23 protein-coding genes are annotated in these 22958 nt (G+C 69.9%); 9 read left to right on the top strand and 14 right to left on the bottom strand.

Annotated features, from left to right (window positions below; translation table 11 throughout):
* The first annotated feature begins 71 nt into the window (after positions 1 to 71).
* Both hemA and prfA read left to right on the top strand, forming a co-directional pair.
* Positions 72 to 1346: a glutamyl-tRNA reductase gene (hemA, locus tag ACEZHJ_RS03710; protein ID WP_040409614.1), complete on the top strand. Its 1275-nt coding sequence runs from the start codon at positions 72 to 74 to the stop codon at positions 1344 to 1346.
* Entirely contained in the window at positions 1343 to 2434 is a 1092-nt protein-coding gene (prfA, locus tag ACEZHJ_RS03705; protein ID WP_018719210.1) for a peptide chain release factor 1, read from the top strand. The genes hemA and prfA overlap by 4 nt, the downstream gene beginning before the upstream one ends.
* Positions 2435 to 2732: 298 nt before the next feature.
* Here the strand turns inward: prfA and dksA are convergent, their stop codons facing one another.
* The 3 genes from dksA to clpX form a co-directional block, all read right to left on the bottom strand.
* Positions 2733 to 3167: an RNA polymerase-binding protein DksA gene (gene dksA, locus ACEZHJ_RS03700; RefSeq protein ID WP_018719211.1), complete on the bottom strand. Its 435-nt coding sequence runs from the start codon at positions 3165 to 3167 to the stop codon at positions 2733 to 2735.
* A 174-nt stretch (positions 3168 to 3341) separates the two neighbouring features.
* The gene (locus ACEZHJ_RS03695) at positions 3342 to 4412 is read right to left on the bottom strand and encodes a 3-deoxy-7-phosphoheptulonate synthase (RefSeq protein ID WP_018719212.1); all 1071 of its coding nucleotides are present in this window, start codon (positions 4410 to 4412) and stop codon (positions 3342 to 3344) included.
* Positions 4413 to 4540: 128 nt separating this feature from the next.
* The gene (gene clpX / locus ACEZHJ_RS03690; RefSeq protein WP_163138695.1) at positions 4541 to 5773 is read right to left on the bottom strand and encodes an ATP-dependent Clp protease ATP-binding subunit ClpX; all 1233 of its coding nucleotides are present in this window, start codon (positions 5771 to 5773) and stop codon (positions 4541 to 4543) included.
* Positions 5774 to 6013: 240 nt separating this feature from the next.
* Between clpX and ACEZHJ_RS03685 the strand changes: the two genes are divergently transcribed.
* From ACEZHJ_RS03685 to ACEZHJ_RS03675, 3 genes are read left to right on the top strand one after another with little or no spacing between them, the layout of a single operon-like run.
* Positions 6014 to 6283, top strand: coding sequence for a Trm112 family protein (locus ACEZHJ_RS03685; RefSeq protein WP_018719214.1), 270 nt, complete (start codon positions 6014 to 6016; stop codon positions 6281 to 6283).
* Positions 6276 to 7139, top strand: coding sequence for a peptide chain release factor N(5)-glutamine methyltransferase (gene prmC, locus ACEZHJ_RS03680; RefSeq protein ID WP_018719215.1), 864 nt, complete (start codon positions 6276 to 6278; stop codon positions 7137 to 7139). The genes ACEZHJ_RS03685 and prmC overlap by 8 nt, the downstream gene beginning before the upstream one ends.
* A 22-nt stretch (positions 7140 to 7161) precedes the next feature.
* Entirely contained in the window at positions 7162 to 7914 is a 753-nt protein-coding gene (locus ACEZHJ_RS03675) for a molybdopterin-synthase adenylyltransferase MoeB (protein WP_018719216.1), read from the top strand.
* Between the two features lie 17 nt (positions 7915 to 7931).
* On the opposite strand, the gene lipB is transcribed toward ACEZHJ_RS03675, so the two are convergent.
* The 11 genes from lipB to ACEZHJ_RS03620 all read right to left on the bottom strand — a co-directional run bounded on the left by lipB (position 7932) and on the right by ACEZHJ_RS03620 (position 18582).
* Complete coding sequence (lipB, locus tag ACEZHJ_RS03670) at positions 7932 to 8570, bottom strand: lipoyl(octanoyl) transferase LipB (protein ID WP_018719217.1); 639 nt, start codon at positions 8568 to 8570, stop codon at positions 7932 to 7934.
* A complete protein-coding gene (locus ACEZHJ_RS03665) occupies positions 8567 to 8836 on the bottom strand; it encodes a YbeD family protein (protein WP_018719218.1) in 270 nt (89 codons plus the stop codon). Before ACEZHJ_RS03665 ends, lipB begins: the two co-directional genes overlap by 4 nt.
* A complete protein-coding gene (locus ACEZHJ_RS03660; protein ID WP_375036245.1) occupies positions 8833 to 9636 on the bottom strand; it encodes an aminotransferase class IV in 804 nt (267 codons plus the stop codon). Before ACEZHJ_RS03660 ends, ACEZHJ_RS03665 begins: the two co-directional genes overlap by 4 nt.
* Before the next feature lie 68 nt (positions 9637 to 9704).
* Positions 9705 to 10865, bottom strand: a complete 1161-nt coding sequence (locus ACEZHJ_RS03655; protein ID WP_375036240.1) for a D-alanyl-D-alanine carboxypeptidase family protein — start codon at positions 10863 to 10865, stop codon at positions 9705 to 9707.
* 47 nt (positions 10866 to 10912) lie between these two features.
* Positions 10913 to 11938 (bottom strand): septal ring lytic transglycosylase RlpA family protein, encoded by a 1026-nt coding sequence (locus tag ACEZHJ_RS03650; RefSeq protein WP_051088251.1) that lies wholly within the window; start codon positions 11936 to 11938, stop codon positions 10913 to 10915.
* The gene (gene mltB, locus ACEZHJ_RS03645; protein WP_240466060.1) at positions 11935 to 12960 is read right to left on the bottom strand and encodes a lytic murein transglycosylase B; all 1026 of its coding nucleotides are present in this window, start codon (positions 12958 to 12960) and stop codon (positions 11935 to 11937) included. The genes ACEZHJ_RS03650 and mltB overlap by 4 nt, the downstream gene beginning before the upstream one ends.
* A gap of 29 nt (positions 12961 to 12989) precedes the next feature.
* Positions 12990 to 14111, bottom strand: a complete 1122-nt coding sequence (gene rodA / locus ACEZHJ_RS03640; RefSeq protein WP_018719223.1) for a rod shape-determining protein RodA — start codon at positions 14109 to 14111, stop codon at positions 12990 to 12992.
* Entirely contained in the window at positions 14104 to 15975 is a 1872-nt protein-coding gene (mrdA, locus tag ACEZHJ_RS03635) for a penicillin-binding protein 2 (protein WP_018719224.1), read from the bottom strand. Before mrdA ends, rodA begins: the two co-directional genes overlap by 8 nt.
* A 57-nt stretch (positions 15976 to 16032) precedes the next feature.
* Entirely contained in the window at positions 16033 to 16521 is a 489-nt protein-coding gene (gene mreD, locus ACEZHJ_RS03630) for a rod shape-determining protein MreD (RefSeq protein WP_018719225.1), read from the bottom strand.
* A 21-nt stretch (positions 16522 to 16542) separates the two neighbouring features.
* On the bottom strand, positions 16543 to 17412 hold the full coding sequence (gene mreC, locus ACEZHJ_RS03625; RefSeq protein ID WP_084594235.1) for a rod shape-determining protein MreC: 870 nt from the start codon (positions 17410 to 17412) through the stop codon (positions 16543 to 16545).
* A gap of 126 nt (positions 17413 to 17538) precedes the next feature.
* Positions 17539 to 18582 (bottom strand): rod shape-determining protein, encoded by a 1044-nt coding sequence (locus ACEZHJ_RS03620; protein WP_163138692.1) that lies wholly within the window; start codon positions 18580 to 18582, stop codon positions 17539 to 17541.
* Between the two features lie 181 nt (positions 18583 to 18763).
* Here ACEZHJ_RS03620 and ACEZHJ_RS03615 point away from each other — a divergent pair, with 181 nt between their 5' ends.
* From ACEZHJ_RS03615 to ACEZHJ_RS03600, 4 genes are read left to right on the top strand one after another with little or no spacing between them, the layout of a single operon-like run.
* Positions 18764 to 20122, top strand: a complete 1359-nt coding sequence (locus tag ACEZHJ_RS03615) for a V-type ATP synthase subunit B (RefSeq protein WP_018719228.1) — start codon at positions 18764 to 18766, stop codon at positions 20120 to 20122.
* Positions 20123 to 20137: 15 nt separating this feature from the next.
* Positions 20138 to 20740, top strand: a complete 603-nt coding sequence (locus tag ACEZHJ_RS03610) for a V-type ATP synthase subunit D (RefSeq protein WP_163138691.1) — start codon at positions 20138 to 20140, stop codon at positions 20738 to 20740.
* Complete coding sequence (locus ACEZHJ_RS03605; RefSeq protein WP_375036239.1) at positions 20737 to 22518, top strand: V-type ATP synthase subunit I; 1782 nt, start codon at positions 20737 to 20739, stop codon at positions 22516 to 22518. The genes ACEZHJ_RS03610 and ACEZHJ_RS03605 overlap by 4 nt, the downstream gene beginning before the upstream one ends.
* Positions 22506 to 22955, top strand: a complete 450-nt coding sequence (locus tag ACEZHJ_RS03600) for an ATP synthase subunit C (protein WP_018719231.1) — start codon at positions 22506 to 22508, stop codon at positions 22953 to 22955. Before ACEZHJ_RS03605 ends, ACEZHJ_RS03600 begins: the two co-directional genes overlap by 13 nt.
* Positions 22956 to 22958 lie beyond the last annotated feature (3 nt).

The following is a 22958-nucleotide window of genomic DNA, read 5'->3' as shown; positions in this document are numbered from 1 at the left end:
ACCGCGGCGGTGGTTTGTATCAGCGCAGGAGTGCTCTACAATTCGGCTTTCCGCACTCCGCCCGGTTGCACATGCCTGTTGTCACCCTCGGACTGAGCCACAAGACCGCGCCGATCGAGGTCCGCGAGCGCGTCGTATTCGAGCCGGAACGCCTGGGCGGAGCACTGCGCGAGCTCACCGGGCAGCCCGGCATCGAGGAAGCGGTGCTGCTGTCGACGTGCAACCGCACGGAGCTCTACACCGTCCTGGACGGCGACTGCGGGCCCGAGACGCTGCGCCGCTGGCTGGAACGCGCCCACGGCCTGGAGACGGACTGGCTCGCCGAGCACACCTACGTCCACCGCGGCGAGGCGGCGGTCACCCATCTCATGAACGTCGCCGCCGGTCTCGATTCGCTGGTCATCGGCGAGCCCCAGATCCTCGGCCAGACCAAGGTTGCCTGGCAGTCCGCGGCGGACGCCGGGGTGGTCGGACCGACCCTCGACCGGCTGTTCACGCACGCCTTCTCCGTGGCCAAGCAGGTGCGCACGGAGACCGAAATCGGGGCGCACCCGGTATCCGTGGCCTTCGCGGCGGTCAGCCTGGCGCGCCAGATCTTCGGCGACCTGGAACGTCAGACCGCGCTGCTCATCGGCGCCGGCGAGACCATCGAGCTCACCGCTCGCCACCTGCGCGAGCAGGGCATCGGCGGCCTCGTTATTGCCAATCGCAGCCCGGAACGCGCCGAGCAGCTCGCCGAGGAGCTCGGCGGCGAGGGCATCGGGCTCAGCGAGATCCCCCACCGGCTCCACAGCACCGATATCGTGGTGGCCTCCACCGCCGCAACCCTGCCCATCCTGGGCAAGGGCAGCGTGGAGAGCGCGCTCAAGCGCCGGCGCCACCGTCCGATCTTCATGGTCGACATCGCGGTGCCGCGGGACATCGAGGCCGAGGTGGGCGAGCTGCCGGACGTCTATCTCTACACCGTGGACGACCTGCGCGAGGTCATCGAGGACAACCTGCGCTCACGCCAGGCGGCGGCAGAGCAGGCGCAGACCATCGTCACCGTGCAGACCGAACGCTTCATGGAATGGCTGCGCGGACTCGACGCCGTTTCGGCGATACGGGCGCTGCGCCGGCGCGCCCACCAGGACCGGGAGGCGGTGCTCAACCGCGCCCGGCGGCGCCTGCAACGCGGCGACGATGCGGACGACGTGCTCGAATACCTCGCCCACACGCTGACCAACAAACTCCTCCACAGCCCGACCATCGGTCTGCGCCAGGCCGCCCGCCAGGGCGACGGCGCCACCCTGAGCGCGGCGCGGCGGGTGCTGGGACTGGACGACGACGAGGGCGACACGAAGTGAAGGACTCCCTGCAACGCAAGCTCGACCAGCTCGCCGAGCGTCACCAGGAGATAGAGGCCCTGCTCGCGGACCCGGAGGTCATCGGCGACCAGCGCCGCTTCACCGGCCTGTCCCGGGAGTACGCGCAGCTCGAACCCCTGGTCCGCACGCTCAACGCCTATCGCCGCACCCAGGCCGACCTCCGCGCCGCCGAAGAGATGCGCGAAGAGGACGACAGCGAGATGCGGGCCATGGCGGAGGACGAGATCGCCGGGCTCGGCGAGCGCCTGGCGTCGCTGGAGGGCGAGCTGGAGGTGCTCATGCTCCCCCGCGACCCCAATGACGACAAGGACATCTACCTGGAGATCCGCGCGGGCACGGGCGGCGACGAGGCCGCGCTGTTCGCCGGCGACCTCTTCCGGATGTACTCGCGTTACGCCGAGCACCAGGGCTGGCGGGTGGAAATCGTCTCCGACAGCCCCGGCGAGCACGGCGGCTACAAGGAGCTCATCGCCCGGGTCAGCGGGGAGAGCGTGTACTCGCGGCTGAAATTCGAGTCCGGCGCCCACCGCGTCCAGCGCGTACCCGAGACGGAGTCCCAGGGACGGATCCACACCTCGGCGTGTACGGTGGCGGTCCTGCCGGAGGCGGACGAGATCGAGGAGATCGAGATCAATCCCGCCGACCTCAAGGTGGACACCTTCCGTGCCTCCGGTGCCGGTGGTCAGCACGTGAACAAGACCGACTCCGCCGTGCGCATGACCCACCTGCCCACGGGAATCGTGGTGGAGTGCCAGGACGAGCGCTCCCAGCACAAGAACCGCGCCAAGGCGCTGAGCCTCATCCAGGCGAAGATCATGGCCCGGGAACGCGACGCACAGGTCTCCGAACAGACCCAGGCCCGGCGGCAGCTCGTGGGCAGCGGCGACCGCTCCGAGCGCATCCGCACCTACAACTTCCCCCAGGGCCGGGTGACCGACCACCGCATCAACCTCACGCTCTACAAGCTCGAGGAGATCATGGCCGGCAACCTGGACCCGGTGATAGGCCCGCTGATGCGCGAGCACCAGGCGGACCAGCTCGCGGCGATGGCCGACGAGGCGCTCTAACCCTTCCCACGTCCCGGCGCGCGACAGACCGTGGCCCCCTGAGCCACCCGGTCCGCACCCGTGGCCGCACCGTCTTCACGGCGGAGGGGCCGGGGAGCGGGAGCGCCCGGACACGTGGATCGTGCGCCGAAAAGGCGTGCGACCTGCGCGGGGAACGTTTCGACCGTGGACCGGCTGCGCCAGACCACCGGCGATCGCCGGTCCGCAACCGCCCCCTCCCGCCACTTTGCGAAGCACCAACGAAAAGGGCCGGCGCAGTGACTGCGCCGGCCCCGGTGGCGACAAGCCGCGCGGGGGATCAGGCCACGCGCTGCTTCTCGCGGATCTCCTCGAGTGTCTTGCAGTCCACGCACAGCGTCGCGGTGGGGCGTGCCTCGAGACGGCGCAGGCCGATCTCCACACCACACTGCTCGCAGAACCCGTAGTCGTCCTTGCGGATCCGCTCCAGGGTCTGGTCGATCTTGCGGATGAGCTTGCGCTCACGGTCGCGGGTGCGCAGCTCCAGCGCGAACTCCTCCTCCTGGGTGGCCCGGTCAGCGGGGTCCGCGTAGTTGTTGGCGTCGTCGCGCATATGACTCATGGTGCGCTCGACCTCCTCCTGGAGCTGGCGCTTCCATGCCGTGAGCAGCCGCTCGAAGTGCTCGAGCTGCGCATCGCTCATGTATTCCTCGCCCTCCGCCGGCTGATACGGCTCGATCCCGCGAACCGGCAGGGTGTTGGACTTGTCGGCCATGATGACTCCTCCCTATCCGGCAGCCGCCACCCGACGGCGGCGCCGGCGTTCAGCCTCCGGCGCACCTCCGGTGCACCGTTCCGTGATCCGTCGCCGCGGGGGCGAACGAAAAGCCAACGCTCATTTACCCTCCCGACCCCCGGGGCGTCAACCCCGGAGACCGGGCACAGGGCATCACGCGGCGCGCTTGCGCAGCGCTCCGCCGAGGCGGCGGTGGGCGTCGCGGAGCACCGTCTCCGTGGTCTCCCAGTCGATGCAGGGGTCGGTGATGGAGACACCGTATTCCAGCGCCGAGGGATCGCCCTTGAGCTTCTGGTTGCCCCAGCCGATGTTGCTCTCGATCATCATGCCGGTGATCGAGCGGTTGCCCTCGAGGATCTGGTTGATCAGGTTCTCCACCACCAGCGGCTGCAGCCCCGGATCCTTGTTGGAGTTGGAGTGGCTGCAGTCGACGACCAGCTGTGTGCGCAGCCCCGCCTCACGCAGGTCCTTCTCGCACAGGGCGATGCTCACGGAGTCGTAGTTCGGTTGCTTGCCGCCGCGCAGTACCACATGGCCGTAGCTGTTGCCGCGGGTACGGATAACGGCGGACTGGCCCTCCTGGTTGATGCCCAGGAAGCTGTGCGGGCTCGCCGCCGAGCGCAGGGCGTTGATGGCTACGTCCAGGCTGCCGTCGGTACCGTTCTTGAAGCCAACCGGCGTGGACAGGCCGCTCGCCATCTCGCGGTGGGTCTGGGACTCGGTGGTCCGGGCGCCGATGGCGGTCCAGGTGATGAGATCGCCGATGTACTGCGGCGTCAGCGGATCGAGGGCCTCCGTGGCCGCCGGCAGGCCGATCTCGGCGAGGTGCAGCAGCAGCTCGCGGGCCCGGAACAGCCCCTCCTCGATGTGGAAGGAGTCATCCATGTAGGGGTCGTTGATCAGCCCCTTCCAGCCGACGGTGGTCCGCGGTTTCTCGAAGTACACGCGCATCACCACGAACAGATTGTCCGCCACCTCGTCGTGGAGGCGCTTGAGCCGCGCGGCATAGTCCTTCGCGGCCTCGATGTCGTGCACCGAGCATGGCCCCACGACCACCAGCAGGCGGTGATCCGTGCCGTCGATGATGTTCTCGACGGTGCGCCGGCCGTCCACGACGGTCTTGCGCGCGGCCTCGCTCAGCGGCAGCTTGCGCTTGGCCTCGAGCGGGGTCGGCAGGATCTCCTGCGCCAGGACGTTGATGTCGTCGATTTTCACTTCGCTCATTGGGCGTTCCCCGACGGGTCATATCGCTTGCGGGGCCGGCATTCGCACGGCTCCGCGTGAAGACGACTCCCATGATACGGGGCGCCCGATGAAGTTTCCATGCATGCCGGCGGTACGCACCGGGGCGTTCAGCCCGCCCGGCGGCAAGCCCCGAGGCGGCTGTCGGCGACATGCGCGGCGTCGACATGCAGCGTCCCCGGACCGGCGACGAACATGGGCTCGAGGAGCACCCGTTCGAGCACACCGCGCAGGGCACGCGCGCCGGTACCCGAAGCCAGCGCCTCCTCGGCGATGGCCTCCAGGGCATCGTCGCCGAAGGTGAGCCGGCAGCCGTCCATGGCCATCAGGGACTGGTATTGCGCCACCAGGGCATTCCGCGGCTCGGTGAGGATGGCGCACAGCCCCGCGGCGTCCAGCGGGTCGAGCACCGCGGTGACCGGCAACCGCCCCACCAGCTCCGGGATCAGGCCGTAGGCCATGAGATCCTCCGGTGAAAGCGCCTCGGCCAACGGCGGCGTCTCCGCCATCTCCCCCGCCGGATCCGCGGCGAAGCCGACACCACCGGAGAGCTGGCGACGACGAACGAGGGCGTCGATGCCGTCGAAGGCCCCGCCGCATATGAACAGGACCTCGCGGGTGTCGAGCTCCGGGATGGGGGCACGGGGGCTCCGCCGGGCCTGGGGCAGCGGCACGCGGGTCCCCTCCAGGAAGCGCAGCAGCGACTGCTGCACCCCTTCCGCGGAGACGTCACGGCCGTGCACCGGGCTGTCCGCACCGGCGGCGAGCTTGTCGATCTCGTCGATATAGACAATGCCGCAGCCGGCCAGGCCGATATCCCCGTCGGCGGCCTGGAGCAGCCGCTCGGCGATGACATCGACGTCCTCGCCCACGTAGCCCGCCTCGGTGAGGCCGGTGGCATCGATACTCACGAAGGGTACCGCCAGCGAGCGCGCCAGGGTCTCGGCGAGCAGGGTCTTGCCGGAACCACTGGGGCCGAGCAGGAGCACGTTGCTCTTGCCGATCTCCGGCTCGCCGGGCGAACGGGTCCGGCGCAGGCGTTTGTAGTGGTTGTACACCGCCACGGCGAGGCTGCGCTTACCCCGGGTCTGGCCGATCACGTACTCGTCGAGAAAGGCATGGATCTGGGACGGCGTGGGCAGCGGGGCCGGCGCCAGGGCCCGCTCCGTCGCCCCCTCCTCGGCCAGGATGCGCGCGCACTCGGTGGCACAGCGCGCGCAGATCGAGACCGCCCCGGTCGCCACCAGGGTATTGGCGGCGCTCTCGACGCTGCCGCAGAAGGCACACGCCGTGGCCCCGCGATGCCCGTCACCGATCGTCTTTCGCTCAGCGCTGCGGACCATGCCGGCCTCCCCCTATGCTTGCCTGCCGCCGGGGGGCGGTGTTCGTCTCCCCCATAGTGCATTTATAGAACGCCTGTCCACGCATGCCAGCGCCCCGGCCCCCCGCCACCGGGCCTTCGGCTTCTGAAACGGGACACCGGTCACGCGCACGTACGGCGCAACTGTCCCAACGCCTGGCACAGGCAGTACACTACGGGTTTGAGAACCAGATCGAACGCGGCTCACCGTCGGAGGCCCCGAATGCCCCTGGACCGGAAACTCCTGGACATCCTCTGCTGCCCCGTCACCAAGGTGCCGGTACGCCCGCTGCGCCGCGACGAGCTCAAGCGCGTCAACGAGCTGATCTCCGGCGGCACGCTCCACTACATGGACGACAGCCCGGTGAACGAGCCCCTCGCGGAAGGCCTGGTCACGCGCAACGGAGAACGTGTCTACCGCGTCGATGACGGCATCCCCGTCATGCTCGAGGAGCGTGGCATGCTCGTCCGTCAGCTCGGCATCGGTGGCTGACCACCCCCCCATCGCGGAGGACGCCACCGTCACGGGGCTGCTGGCCGAGGGCCGCCGGCGGCTGGCCGGCGGCGACAGCCCGGGCCTCGATGCCGCACTGCTGCTGGCCCACGCCCTGGGCCGCAGCCGCACGTGGCTGCACACCTGGCCGGAGCATTACCCGGGGGCCAGCGAGGTCGAGCATTTCCGGGCGCTGCTCGCGGCCCGCGCCCGGGGCGCACCTATCGCCCACCTCACCGGCGAGCGGGAATTCTGGAGCCTCGCGCTCACGGTCACCCCGGACACCCTGGTGCCACGCCCGGAGACGGAGACCCTGGTCGAGGCGGCGCTGGCGGTCTGCCCCGCCCCGCCGGAACGGCTTCTGGACCTCGGTACCGGCAGCGGCGCCGTGGCCCTGGCGCTGGCGAGCGAATGGCCGGGAACGGCGGTGGACGCCACCGAGCGCAGCCACGACGCCGCAACGCTCGCCCGGGAGAACGCCGCCCGCCTGGGCCTCGACGCCCGCGTCAGCGTCTTCGAGGGCGACTGGTTCGCCCCCCTGCCGGCACGGCGTTACCCGCTGGTGGTGAGCAACCCGCCCTACATCGGCGCCGAAGAGCCCGAACCCTGGCAGGGCGACGCCGCCCACGAGCCGCGTGGCGCGCTGATCGCCGCGGACGCCGGCCTGGCCGCCCTGTGCACGATCGTCGATGACGCGCCGGATTGGCTGGCCCCCGGGGGCTGGCTGATACTGGAACACGGCTGGCGCCAGGGCGAGGCGGTCCGCGGGCTGCTCGCCGACGCCGGCTACACGGCCGTGCAGACCTGGCGGGACCTCGCCGGACACGAGCGGGTCACCGGCGGGCGCCGGCCCTGATCCACCGCGACCGGATACCCTGATGGACGACGACCAGCTCCTGCGCTACAGCCGCCAGATCATGCTTCCCGGCCTCGACTATGAGGGCCAGCAGCGGCTGCTCGACGCCTCCGTGCTCATCGTCGGCCTCGGCGGGCTGGGCTCGCCGGCGGCGCTGTACCTCGCCGCCGCCGGCGTGGGGCGCCTGGTGCTGGCCGACTTCGACCGCGTGGCACTGACCAACCTCCAGCGCCAGATCCTCTACCGCAGTGAGGACGTGGGCGCGCTCAAAGCGGAGGTGGCCCGCGAGCGGCTGAACGCCCTCAACCCGGACGTGCGCGTGGAGACGGTCACCGACCCCCTGGACGACGCCAGCCTCCCCGACCTGGTCGCCGGGGTGGACGCGGTCGCCGACGGCTGCGACAACTTCGCCACACGCTTCGCGGTCAACCGCGCCTGCGTCGCCGGCGGCCGGCCGCTGGTCTCCGCCGCGGTGATCCGGATGGAGGCCCAGATCGCGGTCTACCGCAGCGACCGCCCCGGCGCACCCTGCTACCGCTGCGTGTTCCCGGAAACCGGCGAGGCGGCGGAGACCTGCAGCGAGACCGGCGTGCTCGGCCCGCTCACCGGCGTGGTGGGCAGCCTGCAGGCGGTGGAGACGGTGAAGCTGCTCGCCGGGCTCGGCGAAGGGCTGGAGTCGCGGCTGCTCACCCTGGACGCCATGCGGATGCGCTGGCGCACCCTCTCGCTCGTGCGGGATCCGGACTGCCCGGTCTGCGGCGGCGCGTCGGGCTGACCCGCGCGGCCGGCGCCCTACTCCGCCGCTGCCAGGCCAGCCTGGATGGCCGCCAGCAGGCGGTCCTCGGCCTCGGCCATGGGCAGCGTCACGCCCAGGCTGCGCAGGTCGATGACCTCCAGCCCGGCATAGCCGCAGGGATTGATCCGGGAGAAGGGCTCCAGGTCCATGTCCACGTTGAACGACAGGCCGTGGTAGCTGCAGCCCCGGCGCACCCGCAGGCCGACCTGGGCGATCTTGGCACCCGCCACGTATACCCCCGGGGCGTCCCGCCGGGCGTGCCCGGTGATGCCGTCGTCGGCGAGCACGCGGATAACCGCGTCCTCCAGCAGCGAGACCAGCCGCCGCACGCCGAGACGGCGGCGGCGGACATCCAGCAGCGGATACGCCACGAGCTGCCCCGGGCCGTGGTAGGTGACCTGGCCACCGCGGTCAACGGCGACGACCGGGATATCCCCCGGGGCGAGGAGGTGCTCCGGCCGGCCGGCCAGCCCCTGGGTGAATACCGGCGGGTGCTCCAGCAGCCAGAGCTCGTCGCCGGTCTCAGGACCGCGCTCGTCGGTGAACGCCTGCATCCGCCGCCAGGTGGGCTCGTAGGCCACGCGGCCGAGGCGGCGCACCCTGAGGGCGGGATCGTCGGCGACCACGGCGCTCACAGCGTCATCAGGACATCGTCGTGGGCGTGAAGGTCGCGGTAGATCGCGTCGAGCTGCTCTCGGCTGTGCGCACGCACGGTCACGGTCACCGACAGGAACCGGCCGTTGCGGCTCTCCGCCACGCGCACGTCCGCCTCCGCAAGCTCGCCGCGGACGTGGGCCGCGACCAGCCGGCGCACGGTGGCCTCGATATCGGCACCGGCCCGGCCCATGGCCTTGATCGGGAAGTCGCAGGGAAAGGTGAGCGGTGTGTCCTCGCTGTTCATGCCGGTACCTCCGTCGCCGGCGTGCCCCGGAACGCGGCCTTGTGCCGGTCGAACGCCTCGCGCAGCCGATGCCACACGGGCCCGGGCCTGCCGTCGCCCACCCTGGCGCCGTCGATCCGCGTCACCGGCACGATCTCCCTGGTGGAGCTGGTCAGCCAGACCTCCCCGGCGGCGGCGAGCCCGTCGGCATCGATGGGGCGCTCCGCCACCGGGACACCGACCTCGCGGGCGAGCGCCAGGACGAAGGCACGGGTCACCCCCGGCAGCAGCGACGGCCCCAGCGGCGGGGTGACGACGGTGCCGTCGATCACGGCGAAGACGTTGCTCGTCGAGGCCTCGGTAATCCGGCCCCCGCGCTGGAGCAGCGTCTCGAACGCGCCGGCCTCCTCCGCCGCCTGACGCAGGAGCACGTTGCCGAGCAGCGAGACGGCCTTGATGTCGCAGCGCGCCCAGCGGATGTCCTCGCGCAGGATCACGGCAACCCCGTCGGTACCCTCGACCACCGGCGGCGGCATCGGTGCGCGGTAGGCGAACACCCCGGGCTCGGGCTGTGCGGGAAAGCGGTGATCACGATGCGGGGCCACGCCCCGCGTGATCTGCAGGTAGACCGAACAATCCACTTCGGCCCCTTCCAGCAGTCCGGAAACCACAGCCTCCGGGGCCAGGGTGCCGGCATCCAGCCCGATCGCCGCGAGGCTGCCGCGCAGCCGCGCGAGGTGACGGTCGAGCAGGAACGCCCGGCCGCCGTAGGCGGGGATCACCTCGTAGACGCCGTCACCGAAGAGATACCCCCGGTCCATCGGCGAGACCCGCGCCTCGGAGAGCGCGAGCCATTCGCCGTTGAGGTAGCAGGGGGCATCATCGGTGGTCAGTAGAACCAAAGCATGACCTCGTCCATGACCCGCCCGAAGAAGCCGCCTTCCTCGACACCGGTCAGCGCCACCAGGGGCACCTCCGCAACGGTACGTTCCCCGAGGGTGACCTGCACCTTGCCGTAGGGTTTGCCCTCCTCCACCGGCGCGATGATGCGCCCGTCCACGCTCATGCTCGCCTCGAGACGATCGTACTGGCGCTTGGGAATGGTGACGTAGAGGTCGTGACGCACACCCAGCGGGGCGGTATCCGTGGCGCCCTTCCAGACCGGCGCGTCGGTCAGGGACTTGCCCGCCTGGTAGAGGCGGTGGGTCTCGAAGAAGCGGAAGCCGTAGTTCAGCAGCGCCTGGCTCTGGTCGAGCCGCGCGTTGGCGCTGGAGGTGCCCATCACCACCGAGATCAGGCGCATGCCGTCGCGCTCGGCGGAGCTCGTGAGGCAGTAGCCCGCCGCCTCCGTGTGGCCCGTCTTCAGCCCGTCCACGGTCTTGTCCCGCCACAGCAGCTTGTTGCGGTTGCTCTGCTCGATGCCGTTCCACTTGAACGTCTTCGTCGAGTAGAACTTGTAGTACTGCGGGAACTCGCTGATCAGCGCCCGCGCCAGGATGGCCGTGTCGTGGGCGGAGGAGTAATGCTCCTCCGTGGGCAGGCCGGTGGCGTTCACGTAGTGGGTGTTGTCCATGCCCAGGGCGTCGGCGTACTGATTCATCACCTGGGCGAAGGTGTCCTCGGTGCCGGCGACGTACTCGGCCAGCGCGATGCTCGCGTCGTTGCCCGACTGGATGATCATCCCGCGCAGCAGGTTGGCGACGCTGACCTGGTCGCCCGCCTCGATAAACATCCGTGAGCCGGGGGCCCGCCACGCCCGCTCGGAGACACGGACCATGTCGTCCATGGCGATGTTGCCCGCGTCCAGCTCCTTGAACACCACGTAGGCGGTCATGAGCTTGGTCAGGCTCGCCGGCTCCACCCGGGCGTCGGGATCCTTGGAAGCGATCATCCGGCCGCTGTGGTAGTCCATGAGCACGTAGTTCTGCGCGCCGAGGCTCGGGGGATCCGGCACCGGTATCGGCTGAGTCTGGGCGAGCACACGGCCGGCGCCCAGCAGGGTCGCGAGAACGAGAGCGAATACGCTGAATCGAAGAGCCAGTTTAGCCATGATCCCTATTTACTGTGCCTGCGGTAAATCCGGCCATCCGCCGCCCCTCAGGGCTCGGTCACCACGTGACCCGACGGATAACCCTTGGCGGTGAGGCGTCCTCCGATCTCCCGGACCGCCGCCTCACCATCGAGGGGACCCACCCGGACGCGATAAAGTTCACGCCCCTGCTGGGTCGTCGCCTCCATGCGCACCGGCACCTCGATGGCGGAATCGCGGAGCTGCGCCACCAGGCGCTCGGCATTCTGACGCACACCGAACGCCCCGAGCTGGATATAGTAGTCCATTGCCGACGCCGAGGATGTGCGCCCTGCCCCGTCACCGGTGTCGCCCACGGCGCCCTCTGCGGGCGCTCTCGCCGCCCCTGCCCCACCGCCGGCATCCGCCGTGACGGCCCCGTCCAGGGACTGCGGATCATCACCGGCAGCCGAGGCGAGCTGCGCCGAGCCGTCGACGGCACCGTCGTCCGGGGTATCGTCATCGACCGCCACGGCGCGGGCGGTGTCCGGCTGGCGTTCCTGTCCGCCGTCAGGGGGGGCATCCTTCCCGCCAGCCTCGTAGCCCGGCCCCACCACCCGGATCGACACCGGTGCGGTGCCGGTCGACACCACACCGAGCTTGGTCGCCGCGGCATAGGAGAGATCGATGATCCGCCCCTTCGCGAAGGGACCACGGTCGTTGACCTTCACCACCGCCTTGCGCCCGTTGTCCAGGTTGGTCACCTCGACCCACGACGGCAGCGGCAGGGTCTTGTGGGCCGCGGTCATGGCATACATGTCGTACGGCTCACCGCTGGAGGTACGCCGGCCGTGGAACTTCTTGCCGTACCAGGAGGCGATTCCGCGCTGCCGGAAACCGGAGGCATCGGACATCACATGGTAGCGCCGCCCCAGCACCTCGTAGCTATCCGGGTTGCCGTAGCGGCTGCGGGGCACCTCCTTCGGCGTCGCATCCGGCAGGCTCGAGGCGCCGGAGATCGGCTCCCCCGGACCGTCGCCAGGTGACGACGCACAGCCGGCCAGCGCCAGCACGGCCACCGCCGTCAGCGCGGGCAGCAGCGGCACCGCCCTCATGCCCCGGGCCCCCGCGCCTCGCGGATCGCCTCACCGAGCTGATGCACCGCCATCGCATATAGCGGGCTGTGGTTGTAGCGGGTGATGACATAGAAGTTCGTCAGGGTCACCCAGTACTGGGGGCCATCCTCGCCCTCGAGCACGGTGAGGCGCGCCGGGGCATCCGCCGGCAGCGTTTCCTGGGGGTACACGCCGCGACGCGCGAGCTCGCCGACAGTGGTGTTCGGCTTGAGCCCGCCGGCATCGGCGAGCGGGCGCCAGTCGTCGCCGTCCACCTCCGCGGGCACCGCCACCGGTTCACCGCTGCGCCAGCCGTGACGGGCGAAGTAGTTGGCGACACTGCCGAGCACGTCCGGCAGCTCGTCCCACAGGTCCCGCCGGCCGTTGTCGTTGAAATCCACGGCGTAGGCGCGGTAGCTGCTGGCGATGAACTGCGGCATGCCCATGGCACCGGCATAGGAGCCCTTGGGTCCGAGCGGATCGATGCCCTCCTCGCGGGTGAGCAGGAAGTAGTCTGCCAGCTCGCCGCGGAAGAACCCGCTGCGCGGCGGGTAATCGAAGGCCAGGGTGCGCAGGGCGTCGATGACCCGGTGACGGCCGGTATAAGTGCCGTAGCGCGTCTCCACGCCGACGATGGCGACCAGCACGGCCGGCGACACCCCATACGCCTCGCTCACGCGCCGGATCAGCGCCTCGTGCTCGTCCCAGAAGTCGGCACCGGCCTGGATGCGCGCCTGCTTGAGGAATATGCCGCGGTAGCGGTGCCACGGCAGCGCCTCCGCCGGGCGCTCCATGGCATCGATGATGTCCTGTTGGCGCTCGCTCGCCGCGAGCACCTCGCGCACCCGGTCGGCATCGAGGCCGTGCTCCCGGGCCATCTGCTCGGCGAAACGGTCGAAGGCGGCCTCGTCGTCCGCGGGCTCGGGGGCGCCGGCAACCGCGCAGCCGGCGAGCAGGGCGGCCGTCACGGCCAGGGCCCCCATGGCGGAACGGACGCGGGCGGGTGCGGGGCGGTGTCTCATCGGCCCTCCTCCGGTCGATGCCCTGGCGGTCAGGATGACCACAGACGGCGATGGGTCTGAATGGACATGAGAATACCGAAGCCGGCCATGAGGGTCACCATTGACGTTCCCCCGAAGCTCACCAGCGGCAGTGGCAGCCCCACCACCGGCAGCAACCCGGAGACCATACCGATATTGGTGAAGAAGTAGACGAAGAACGTCAGCGAGATGCTGCCCGCCAGCAGCCGGCTGTAGCGATCCTGGGCGTGGCCGGCAATCCACAGGCCGCGTCCCACGACCGCCATGTAGAGCACCAGTAGCACGCACACCCCGAAGAAACCGAATTCCTCGGAGAGCACGGCGAAGATAAAATCCGTGTGCCGCTCCGGGAGGAACTCCAGGTGCGACTGCGTGCCGGCCATCCAGCCCTTGCCGTAGACACCGCCGGAGCCGATGGCGATCTTGGACTGGATGATGTGGTAGCCCGCCCCGAGCGGGTCGCGCTCCGGATCGAGGAAGGTCAGCACGCGCTGACGCTGGTAATCGCGCATGCCGAAGAACCACAGCAGCGGCGCGGCGGCACCGGCGAGCACCGCGCCGCCGGCGATATAGCGCCAGCTCAGCCCGCCCAGGAACAGAGCGAACACACCCGCCGCCGCCACCAGGAGCGCGGTGCCGAGGTCCGGCTGCACGGCGATCAGGCCCACGGGCACCCCGATCACCGCGACTACCACCAGGATCACCGGCACCCGGGGCGGGACGTCTTCGCGGGCGAGCACCCAGGCCACCATCATCGGCAACGCCAGCTTCATGAACTCCGAGGGCTGGACCATCATCACACCGAGGTCGATCCAGCGACGCGCCCCGCCGGCACTGGTGCCGAACAGCATCACGGCGAGCAGGCTCGCCACGCCGGCGAGGTAAAGCAGCGGCGTCCAGCGCCGCAGCAGCGACGGCGGCACCTGGGCAAGCACCAGCATCACGAAGAAGGCCACACCCAGGCGCCAGCACTGCCGCTCCCAGGCCTCGAAATCGCCGTTGAAGGCGCTGTAGAGCACCACCAGGCCGCCCGCTGCCACCAGCGCCAGGAGCACCAGCAGCGGCATGTCCAGGTGAAGATAGCGCTGCACGAAGCTCCGGTCCCGGGCCGGCCCCACCACATCATCATTCATCGCCGTACCCCTGTGCGGTCTGCCGCAGCCTGAGCAGCCAGGCATCCATCACCGTGCGTGCCATCGGCGCCGCCGTGGAGCTGCCGCCGCCACCGTTCTCGACCACCACCGCCACGGCGATCTTGGGATCCTTCAGGGGCGCGAAGGAAATGAACAGCGCGTGGTCGCGCAGCCGCTTGGCGAGCTCCTCGGCGTCGTACTCCTCGCCCTTGGCGATCCCGAACACCTGCGCGGTACCGGTCTTGCCGGCGAACTGGTATGGGGCGTCGCGCCCGACACGACGGGCCGTGCCACGGGGCCCCTGCACCACGTCGTGCATGGCATCGATGATGGTCTCCCAGCGCTGCGGCTTGTCCAGCTGGATGGGCGGGCGCTGATGGGGATCGGGTACCGGCACCGCCTTGCCGTCCGGTCCGGTCGCCGAGCGCAGCAGGTGGGGACGCAGGCGCTTGCCCCGGTTCGCCATCGTCGCCGTGGCATAGGCGAGCTGTAGCGGCGTGGCCAGCATGTAGCCCTGGCCAATGCCCGCGATTATGGTCTCGCCGTGATACCACGGCTTGCCCTTGACCCGGCGCTTCCACTCCTTCGAGGGCATCAGCCCGGAGAGCTCGCCGGAGAGGTCCACGCCGGTGGACCGGCCGATGCCGAAGGGCAGCAGGAAGTCGTGCATGGCGTTGATGCCCATCTTGTAGGCAAGATCGTAGAAGTACGTATCGCAGGACTCCTCGATGGCATCGTGCATGTTCACGGTGCCGTGCCCGCCGCGCTTCCAGCAGCGCCAGCGGTGATCAACGCCGGGGATGCTGTAGTAACCGGGATCGTAGACCGTCTCTTCCGGCGTGGTAGTACCGGTTTCCAGTCCCGCCAGCCCCATGAAGGGCTTGATCGTGGAGCCCGGCGGATACTGCCCGCGGAGCACGCGGTTGAACAGCGGCTTGTCCTTGCCCTGCTGCAGCGAGCGGTAGTCCTCCAGCGAGATGCCGTTGACGAAGAGATTGGGGTCGAAGGTCGGTGTGCTCGCCATCGCCAGCAGCTCGCCGGTCTGCGGGTCGATGGCCACGATAGCGCCGCTCTCCTCGCCCAGAGCGCCCTCGGCGACCTTCTGCAGCCGCACGTCCAGGCTCAGCTGCAGGTCCTCGCCGGGCACCGGCGGATCACGGTCGAGCACGCGCAGGGTCCGCCCCATGGCGTTGGTCTCCACCCGCTTGACGCCCACGTGCCCGTGCAGGCGCTTCTCGTAGTACCGCTCGATCCCGGTCTTGCCGATGTGGCTGGTGGCGGAATACTCGGCGGCGGACAGGCCGGAGAGCTCCTGCTGATTGATCCGCCCGACGTAACCAACGGCGTGGACCGCGGTGCTGCCCAGGGGATAGTTCCGGGTGAGTTGCGCCTTCACCTCCACGCCGGGGAAACGGTGACGGTTCACGGCCAGCCGGGCGACCTCCTTCTCGGTGAGGTCGAACTTCAGCGGGATCTCCTGGAATCCCGGACGCTGGCGCCGCAGCTCATGGAAGCGCTCCAGGTCCGTGGGACGGAGCGAGACGACCTTGCGGATACGCGTGAGCAGGTTGTCCATGTTGCTCACCTGCTCCGGCGTGACCACCAGGCGGTAGGTGGGCACATTCTCCGCAAGGAGCACGCCGTTACGGTCATATATCAGCCCGCGGGTCGGCGGCACGCCCACCACCCGCACGCGGTTCTCCTGGGAGAGGGTGGCGTAATGCTGGTAGCCGGCAACCTGCAGCCACCACATCCGCCCCGCCAGCACGCCGACCGCGGCCAGCACGGCCAGCGCGGCCACGACCAGCCGCGAGCGCACGAGCCGGCGCTCGCGCACGGGATCCTGGAGCTGCTGCACAGTCATTGGACGATCACTTGAGACAAACGGCCCCCCGGTCGACAGCGCCGGCCGGCGCGGGGTTCAGCGCACGTTGAATCGCCGCCGCGCCTCGCGCAGCGTGAAGAAGACCACCGGCCACACCACAGTGGCCGAGAACGCCGGCATCCAGTGCCACCAACCAGGGTTCGCCCGGCCGGTTATGCCGTCGACCCAGAAAAGCAGCACCCGTACCAGCAGGCTCAGCACCAGCACGGTCATCGCCTGCTGCCACATCGGGAAGATCCGCAGGCGCCGGTGCAGTTTGAGCGTGAGCCACGCCACCAGCGCGAACCCCAGCGCGTGCGCGCCGAGGGGCATGCTCTGGAGGATGTCGACGAACAGCCCCCCGCCCCATGCGACCCCGACACCGACCCGCTCGGGCAACGCCAGTACCCAGTAGATGATGACCACGAGGGTCCAGGGCGGGCGCACCAGCTCCAGCGAGGTCGGCATCGGCACCACCGAAAGGATAAGCGCGAGGAACACGCTCACCAGGATCACCCAGCCGCCGTGGCGCGTCGACGTCGCCATATGCTAGCGCCCCACGCGCATTCAGGACCCCGGCGCCTGTTCTTCCGGCACCGCCGATCCGCCCGCGAACTGGGGCACATCGCCCTCGCGGCGCACCAGCAGCACCTCCTGGAGCCGGTCCAGGGAGGCGGCGGTCTTCACCGTGACCTCCGCGAACGGCCGCCCCGGCTTCTTGTCCACGGCGGAGACCCGGCCTACCGGATAGCCGGACGGGAAACGCCCGCCGAGCCCGGAGGTCAGCAGCAGGTCGCCCTTGCGGATATCGGTGTTGTTCGGCAGGTTGGTCAACTTCAGCGCGCTCAGATCCCCAGTGCCCACGGCCACGGCGCGCACGCCGTTGCGGTTGACCTGCACCGGGATGGCGTGACTGGGATCGGAGATCAGCCGGACCGTGGCGGTGAACGGCCCGACGGTATCCACCTGGCCGACCACGCCGTTGGCGTCGAGCACGGGCTGCCCCGCGAACAGGCCGTCACGCGCGCCCTTGTCGATGCGCACCAGATGGGTGTGCGGATCGAAATCCACGCGCATCAGCTCGGCGATCAGCACGGACTCGCCCACCTCGTAGGAGGAGTCGAGGAGCTTTCGCAGCCGGATGTTCTCGACCTCGAGGGCGTCAAGCTTCTGCAGCCGCGCCTGGCTGAGGAGGAGCTTGTCCTGCAGCCGCTCGATCTCGGAGACCAGTGCGCGGCGGCTGCGGAACTCGCGGGAGAAGAAGCGCCCGATCTCCGCCGGGAGCTCGGCGGCGACGTGCACCGGATAGACCGCCGTGGTCAGTGCGTAGCGCACCGGCTGCAAGTACCCCTCCCGGTGGTCCAGGGTCATCAGCGCCACCGACGCCAGTGCCAGAAGCACCAGACGTGCCGTTATCGACGGTCCTCGTGCAAACAGCGGTTTGATGGCTTCCCCCGAACTCAGATCGCTGCCCGACAGGATAACGCCAAACCGGGGGCGATGGGTGAACCATTGATCCCCGGCGGGGTGTTCCCTCCCCGCCGGTGCCGGTCCGCCCCGTCGCTACTCGGCGACGAACAGATCGGTGCCGCGCTCGTCCATGAGCTCGAGGGCCCGGCCGCCACCGCGGGTCACGCAGGTCAACGGCTCGTCGGCGATCACCACCGGGAGACCTGTCTCCTCCATGAGCAGGCGATCGATATTGCGCAACAGCGCACCGCCGCCGGTGACGACGATGCCACGCTCGGCCACGTCCGCGCCCAGCTCGGGCGGGGTCTGCTCCAGGGCCGTCTTCACCGCACCGACGATACCGGACAGCGGCTCCTGCAGCGCCTCGAGGATCTCGTTGGAGTTGAGCGTGAAGCTCCGCGGCACGCCCTGGGCGAGGTTACGTCCGCGCACCTCCAGCTCGTGGACCTCGGTACCCGGGAAGGCAGTGCCGATGTCGTGCTTGATGCGCTCGGCCGTCGCCTCGCCGATGAGGATGCCGTAATTGCGGCGCACGTAGTTGATGATGGCCTCGTCGAAGCGGTCACCACCGATACGCACGGAGGCGGAGTAGACGATGCCGTTGAGCGAGAGTACCGCCACCTCGGAGGTACCCCCGCCGATGTCGAGCACCATCGAGCCGCGGGCCTCGTCCACGGGCATGTTCGCCCCGATCGCGGCCGCCATCGGCTCCTCGACCAGGAAGACCTCCCGGGCGCCGGCACCCGCCGCCGACTCCTTGATCGCGCGGCGCTCCACCTGGGTCGAGCCGCAGGGCACGCACACCAGCACACGCGGGCTCGGCTTGAAGAACCGCGCCTCGTGCACCTTCTTGATGAAATTCTGCAGCATCTTCTCGGTGACCGTGAAGTCCGCGATCACCCCGTCCTTGAGCGGACGCACCGCACGGATATTGCCGGGCGTGCGCCCGAGCATGAGCTTGGCCTCCTGGCCCACCGCGGCGATGTGCTTCGGTCCGCCGTCGCGATCCTGGCGGATCGCCACCACCGATGGCTCGTTGAGCACGATGCCCTGGCCCCGGGAGTAGATCAGCGTATTGGCAGTGCCGAGATCGATGGAGAGGTCGTTGGAGAAAAGTCCACGAATGCCCTTGAACATCCCGAGAATCCAGCCGAGCGAGAAAACGCGTAATCTAGCAACCCGCCCCCGTGTGGGCAAGGAAACTGGTGCCTGCATGCTGTGACGAGGCGCACATCGACGCGGCTGAGCGCGCTTGATGGCGCGCTCGACAAGCTGTAATGATGCAGTGCAAGGACAACCGGGAGGCGGGCACACACGGATGAGTCAGCCGCTGAGTCACTATCGCAACATCCTCAGCATCGTGGGTGGCATCGTGCGCGTGCGCGTGCCCGGCGGCGGAAGCGGCTCGCCGGCGCGCTTCCGCGACCTCGCAGTCCTGCGCAAGGCTGACGGCGAGGACGTGCTCGCCCAGATCATCCGTATCGACGGCGACGTCGTCTCCCTGCAGGTGTTCGGCGGCACCGGCGGGCTCACCACCGGGGCGACGGTACGCTTCCTCGGCCACCCCATGTCGGCGACCTGCTCGCCGAACATCCTCGGACGCGTCTTCGGGAGCACCGGCGAGCCGCTAGACCGCGGCCCCGCACTCACCGAGGACCGCCGTGTGCCCATCGGCGGCCCCTCGGTCAACCCGGTGCGCCGGGTCATGCCCAGTCGCATGATCCGCACCGACGTCCCCATGATCGACGTCTTCAACACCCTGGTGGAGAGCCAGAAGATCCCGATCTTCTCGGTCGCCGGCGAACCCTATAACGCCCTGCTGGCGCGCATCGCCATCCAGGCCGACGCGGACGTGGTGGTCTTCGGCGGCATGGGGCTGATCTTCGACGACTATCACTACTTCCGCCAGCGCTTCCTGGACGCGGGGGTGTTCGCGCACACGGTGATGTTCGTCAACCAGGCCTCGGACTCCGTGGTCGAGCGGCTGCTCGTGCCCGACATGTGCCTCGCCGTCGCCGAGCGCTTCGCCGTCGAGGAGGGCAAGCGGGTGCTGGTGCTGCTCACCGACATGACCGCCTTCGCCGACGCGATCCGCGAGGTGGGCATCAGCATGGAGCGGGTCCCCTCCAACCGCGGCCACATGGGCGACCTCTACTCCCAGCTCGCCCGCCGCTACGAGAAGGCGTGCGACTTCCGCGGCGCCGGCTCGGTGACGGTGCTCACCGTCACCACCATGCCGGGGGACGACGTCACCCACCCGGTGCCGGACAACACCGGCTACATCACCGAGGGGCAGCTCTACCTGCGCGACGGGCGCATCGATCCGTTCGGCTCGCTGTCCCGGCTCAAGCAGCACGTGATCGGCCACACCACCCGCGAGGACCACGGCCAGCTGATGAACACCATGATCCGGCTGTACGCCGGCGCCCGGGACGCGGAGCAGAAGCGCGCCATGGCCTTCGAGCTCTCGCCCTACGACGAGAAGCTCCTGCGCTTCGGTGAGCGCTTCGAGGAGCGCTTCATGGACGTCGAGGTCTCCCTGCCCCTGGAGCGCGCCCTCGACCGGGGCTGGGAGACGCTGGCGGAGTGCTTCGAGCCCGAGGAACTGGTCATGAAACAGTCGCTGATCGACAAGTACTACCCCCGCCGCGGCCGGACCGCCGCCGGCGGCGACTGAGCCTCGGAGCAGACCGTGGCCCGGACGTCGCTCAACAAGACCGCCCTGCACCACGAGCAGGCACGCCTGCGGCGGTTCCAGCGCATCCTGCCGTCGCTGGACCTCAAGCGCCGCCAGCTCATCGCCGAGCGCAGCCGGGAGCAGGGCGTACTCGCGGCCACCGAGCGCGACCTGGCCGCGCTCACCAATGACGTCCGCGGGACACTGCCGATGGCCGGCGACGAGCGCGTGGTCATGGACGGGCTCGTCCGCGTCACCGACGTGCGGATGCACGAGCACAACCTCCTCGGCGTGCACCTGCCGTTGCTCGACGACGTCGCGGTGGAGACCTCCGGCTACGCCCTGCTGGCCACCCCGCACTGGCTCGACATCTATGCCGACCGGCTTGCCGAGGCCCTGAGGCTGAACGTCCGCCTCATGGTCGAGCGCGAGCGGCTGCGACGGCTGGAGCGCGCCGTCACGCGGGTCACGCAGCGCGTGAATCTGTTCGACAAGGTCCTCATCCCCCGCGCCCGCGAGAACATCCGCCGCATCCGCATCCATATCGCCGACAACGAGCGCGCCGCTGTGGTGCGCGCCAAGATCGCCAAGCGCAAGCACGCGGGAATGGGCCCATGACCATCGTGGCGCTCGAGAAGGTGACCCTGTTCGGCAGCCGGCGCGAGGAGGACACCCTCCTCACCGGGCTCCAGCAGCTCGGTATCATGCACCTGGTCACGCTGCGCGAGAGCCCCGGCGAGGAGGCCGCCCCGGCCGCGCCGGCCCACACCCGGCGCGCGCTGCAGTACCTGCTGGACTGCCCGGTACGCCGCCACCAGGTCCCGGAGGACCCGGACTTCGACCTGGCCACGACCGTCGAGCGGGTGCTGGAGAACCAGCGCCGCAGCCGCGAGCTGGAGGACAGTCGCGAGTTCGTCCAGCGCCGCCTCGACGACCTCGCCCCCTGGGGCGACTTCCGGCTGCCCCCCGAGGACGCCCTCGCCGGCTACCGGCTGTGGTTCTACGAGGTCCCGAACTACCGCCGGCACCAGCTCGGGACCCTGACCCTGCCGTGGCAGGAGGTCCATCGCGACAACCGCAACAGCTACGTCGCCGTGATCGCCCGCGAGGAACCCCCGCCGGAGGCCCTGCCGGTACCGCGCACCCACACCGGCAGCATCCCCCGCTCGCAGCTGCGCGAGCGCCTCCAGCGCCTCGCGGTGCGCCTGGACGAGCTCGCCGCCGAGCGCGAGGCACTCACGCGCTGGATCCACCTGATCCACCGCCAACTCTTCCGGGCGGAGGATGATGCCGACCTCGCCCGGGCCCATCACTGCACCCTGGACGACGACGCCCTGTTCGCGGTGCAGGGCTGGGTGCCGATCCGTGACCGGGCCGCGGTACACGACTTCGCCGCCGCGCGTGACCTCGCCGTACTGGTCGAGCCCGCGGACGCGGACAGCCGGCCGCCGACACTGCTGGACAACGACGAAGCCACCGCCGGCGGCGAGGAGGTGGTGTATTTCTATCAGCTCCCCGGCTACCGCAGCTGGGACCCATCCCGGGTGATCTTCTTCTCGTTCGCGGTGTTCTTCGCGATGATCCTCGCCGACGCCGGCTACGCCGCCGTCCTCGGCGGCATCGTGCTCGCCGCCGCACCCCGGCTCGGTGCGAGCCGGCGCGGCCGGCGGCTGCGCAACCTCGGCCTGGCGCTGGCGACTACCGCCGGCGTCTACGGCGTCCTCGCCGGCAGCTATTTCGGCTGGCAGCCGCCGCCGGGCAGCCTGCCCGGGGTGCTCCGCGTGCTCGATACCGGCGACTTCGGCCAGATGATGACCCTGTCGGTGGGTGTCGGCCTCGCCCACCTGGTGCTCGCCAACGCCATCGTCGCCTGGCGCCGGCGCGGTCACACCGCTGCCCTCGCCCCCGTGGGCTGGATCGCGGCCCTGCTCGCCGGCGCCGCGCTGTACCTCGGCCTGCCCGGTGCCGGCATCGTCCTGGCCGCCGGGCTCGCCGCCGTCGCGGTGTTCAGCGACACCCGGCCGATCCACAACGCCGGCGACCTGCTGCGCCGCGCCGCCGGCGGACTGCTCGGGCTGGCCCGCGTGACCAACGCGTTCGGCGACGTCCTCAGCTACCTGCGGCTGTTCGCCCTGGGCCTGGCGAGCGCGTCGCTGGCGGTGACCTTCAACCAGCTCGCCGCCGACGCTGCAGCGGCCTACCCGGGCCTCGGCGTGCTCCTCGAGGTGCTGATACTCGCTGCCGGCCATGCCCTGAACTTCGCCCTCGCCGTGCTCAGCGGCGTGGTCCACGGGCTGCGGCTCAACGTCATCGAGTTCTATAACTGGGGCATTTCCGACGAGGGCTACCCTTTCCGGCCCTTCGCGCGAACGGAGAAGACACTGTGGAACAACTGATCCTCACCCTCGGCTGGGCCGGGCTGTACGGCCCCATGGCCCTGGGCGCCATCGGCAGCATCATCGGCTGTGCCATCGCCGGCCAGGCGGCCATCGGCGCCCTGCTGGAGACCGAGTCCGGCCACGGCCGGTTCATCGGGCTCTCGGCGATGCCCTCCTCGCAGACCATCTACGGCATCGTGGTGATGTTCTCGCTGCAACGCCCGGTCACCACCGATACCGCGGCGGGGCTGTTCGCGGTGGGGATACTCTCCGGGACCGCGCTGCTGCTGAGCGCGGTCCACCAGGGCAGCTGCTGCGCCTCGGCGATCAACACCGCCAAGAGCAAACCGGAAGTCTTCGGGCTGTCCATCGCACCCGCCGCCATCGTCGAGGGCTTCGGTGTGTTTGCCTTCATCTTCGCGCTGGTGATCGCCGGCAACATCCCCGCCGGCTGAACG

This window comes from Arhodomonas sp. KWT2 (assembly GCF_041949875.1).
GTDB lineage: Bacteria > Pseudomonadota > Gammaproteobacteria > Nitrococcales > Nitrococcaceae > Arhodomonas > Arhodomonas aquaeolei.
The sequence above is the reverse complement of the archived record's forward strand: the minus strand, read 5'-3'. Positions and strand labels throughout refer to the sequence as shown.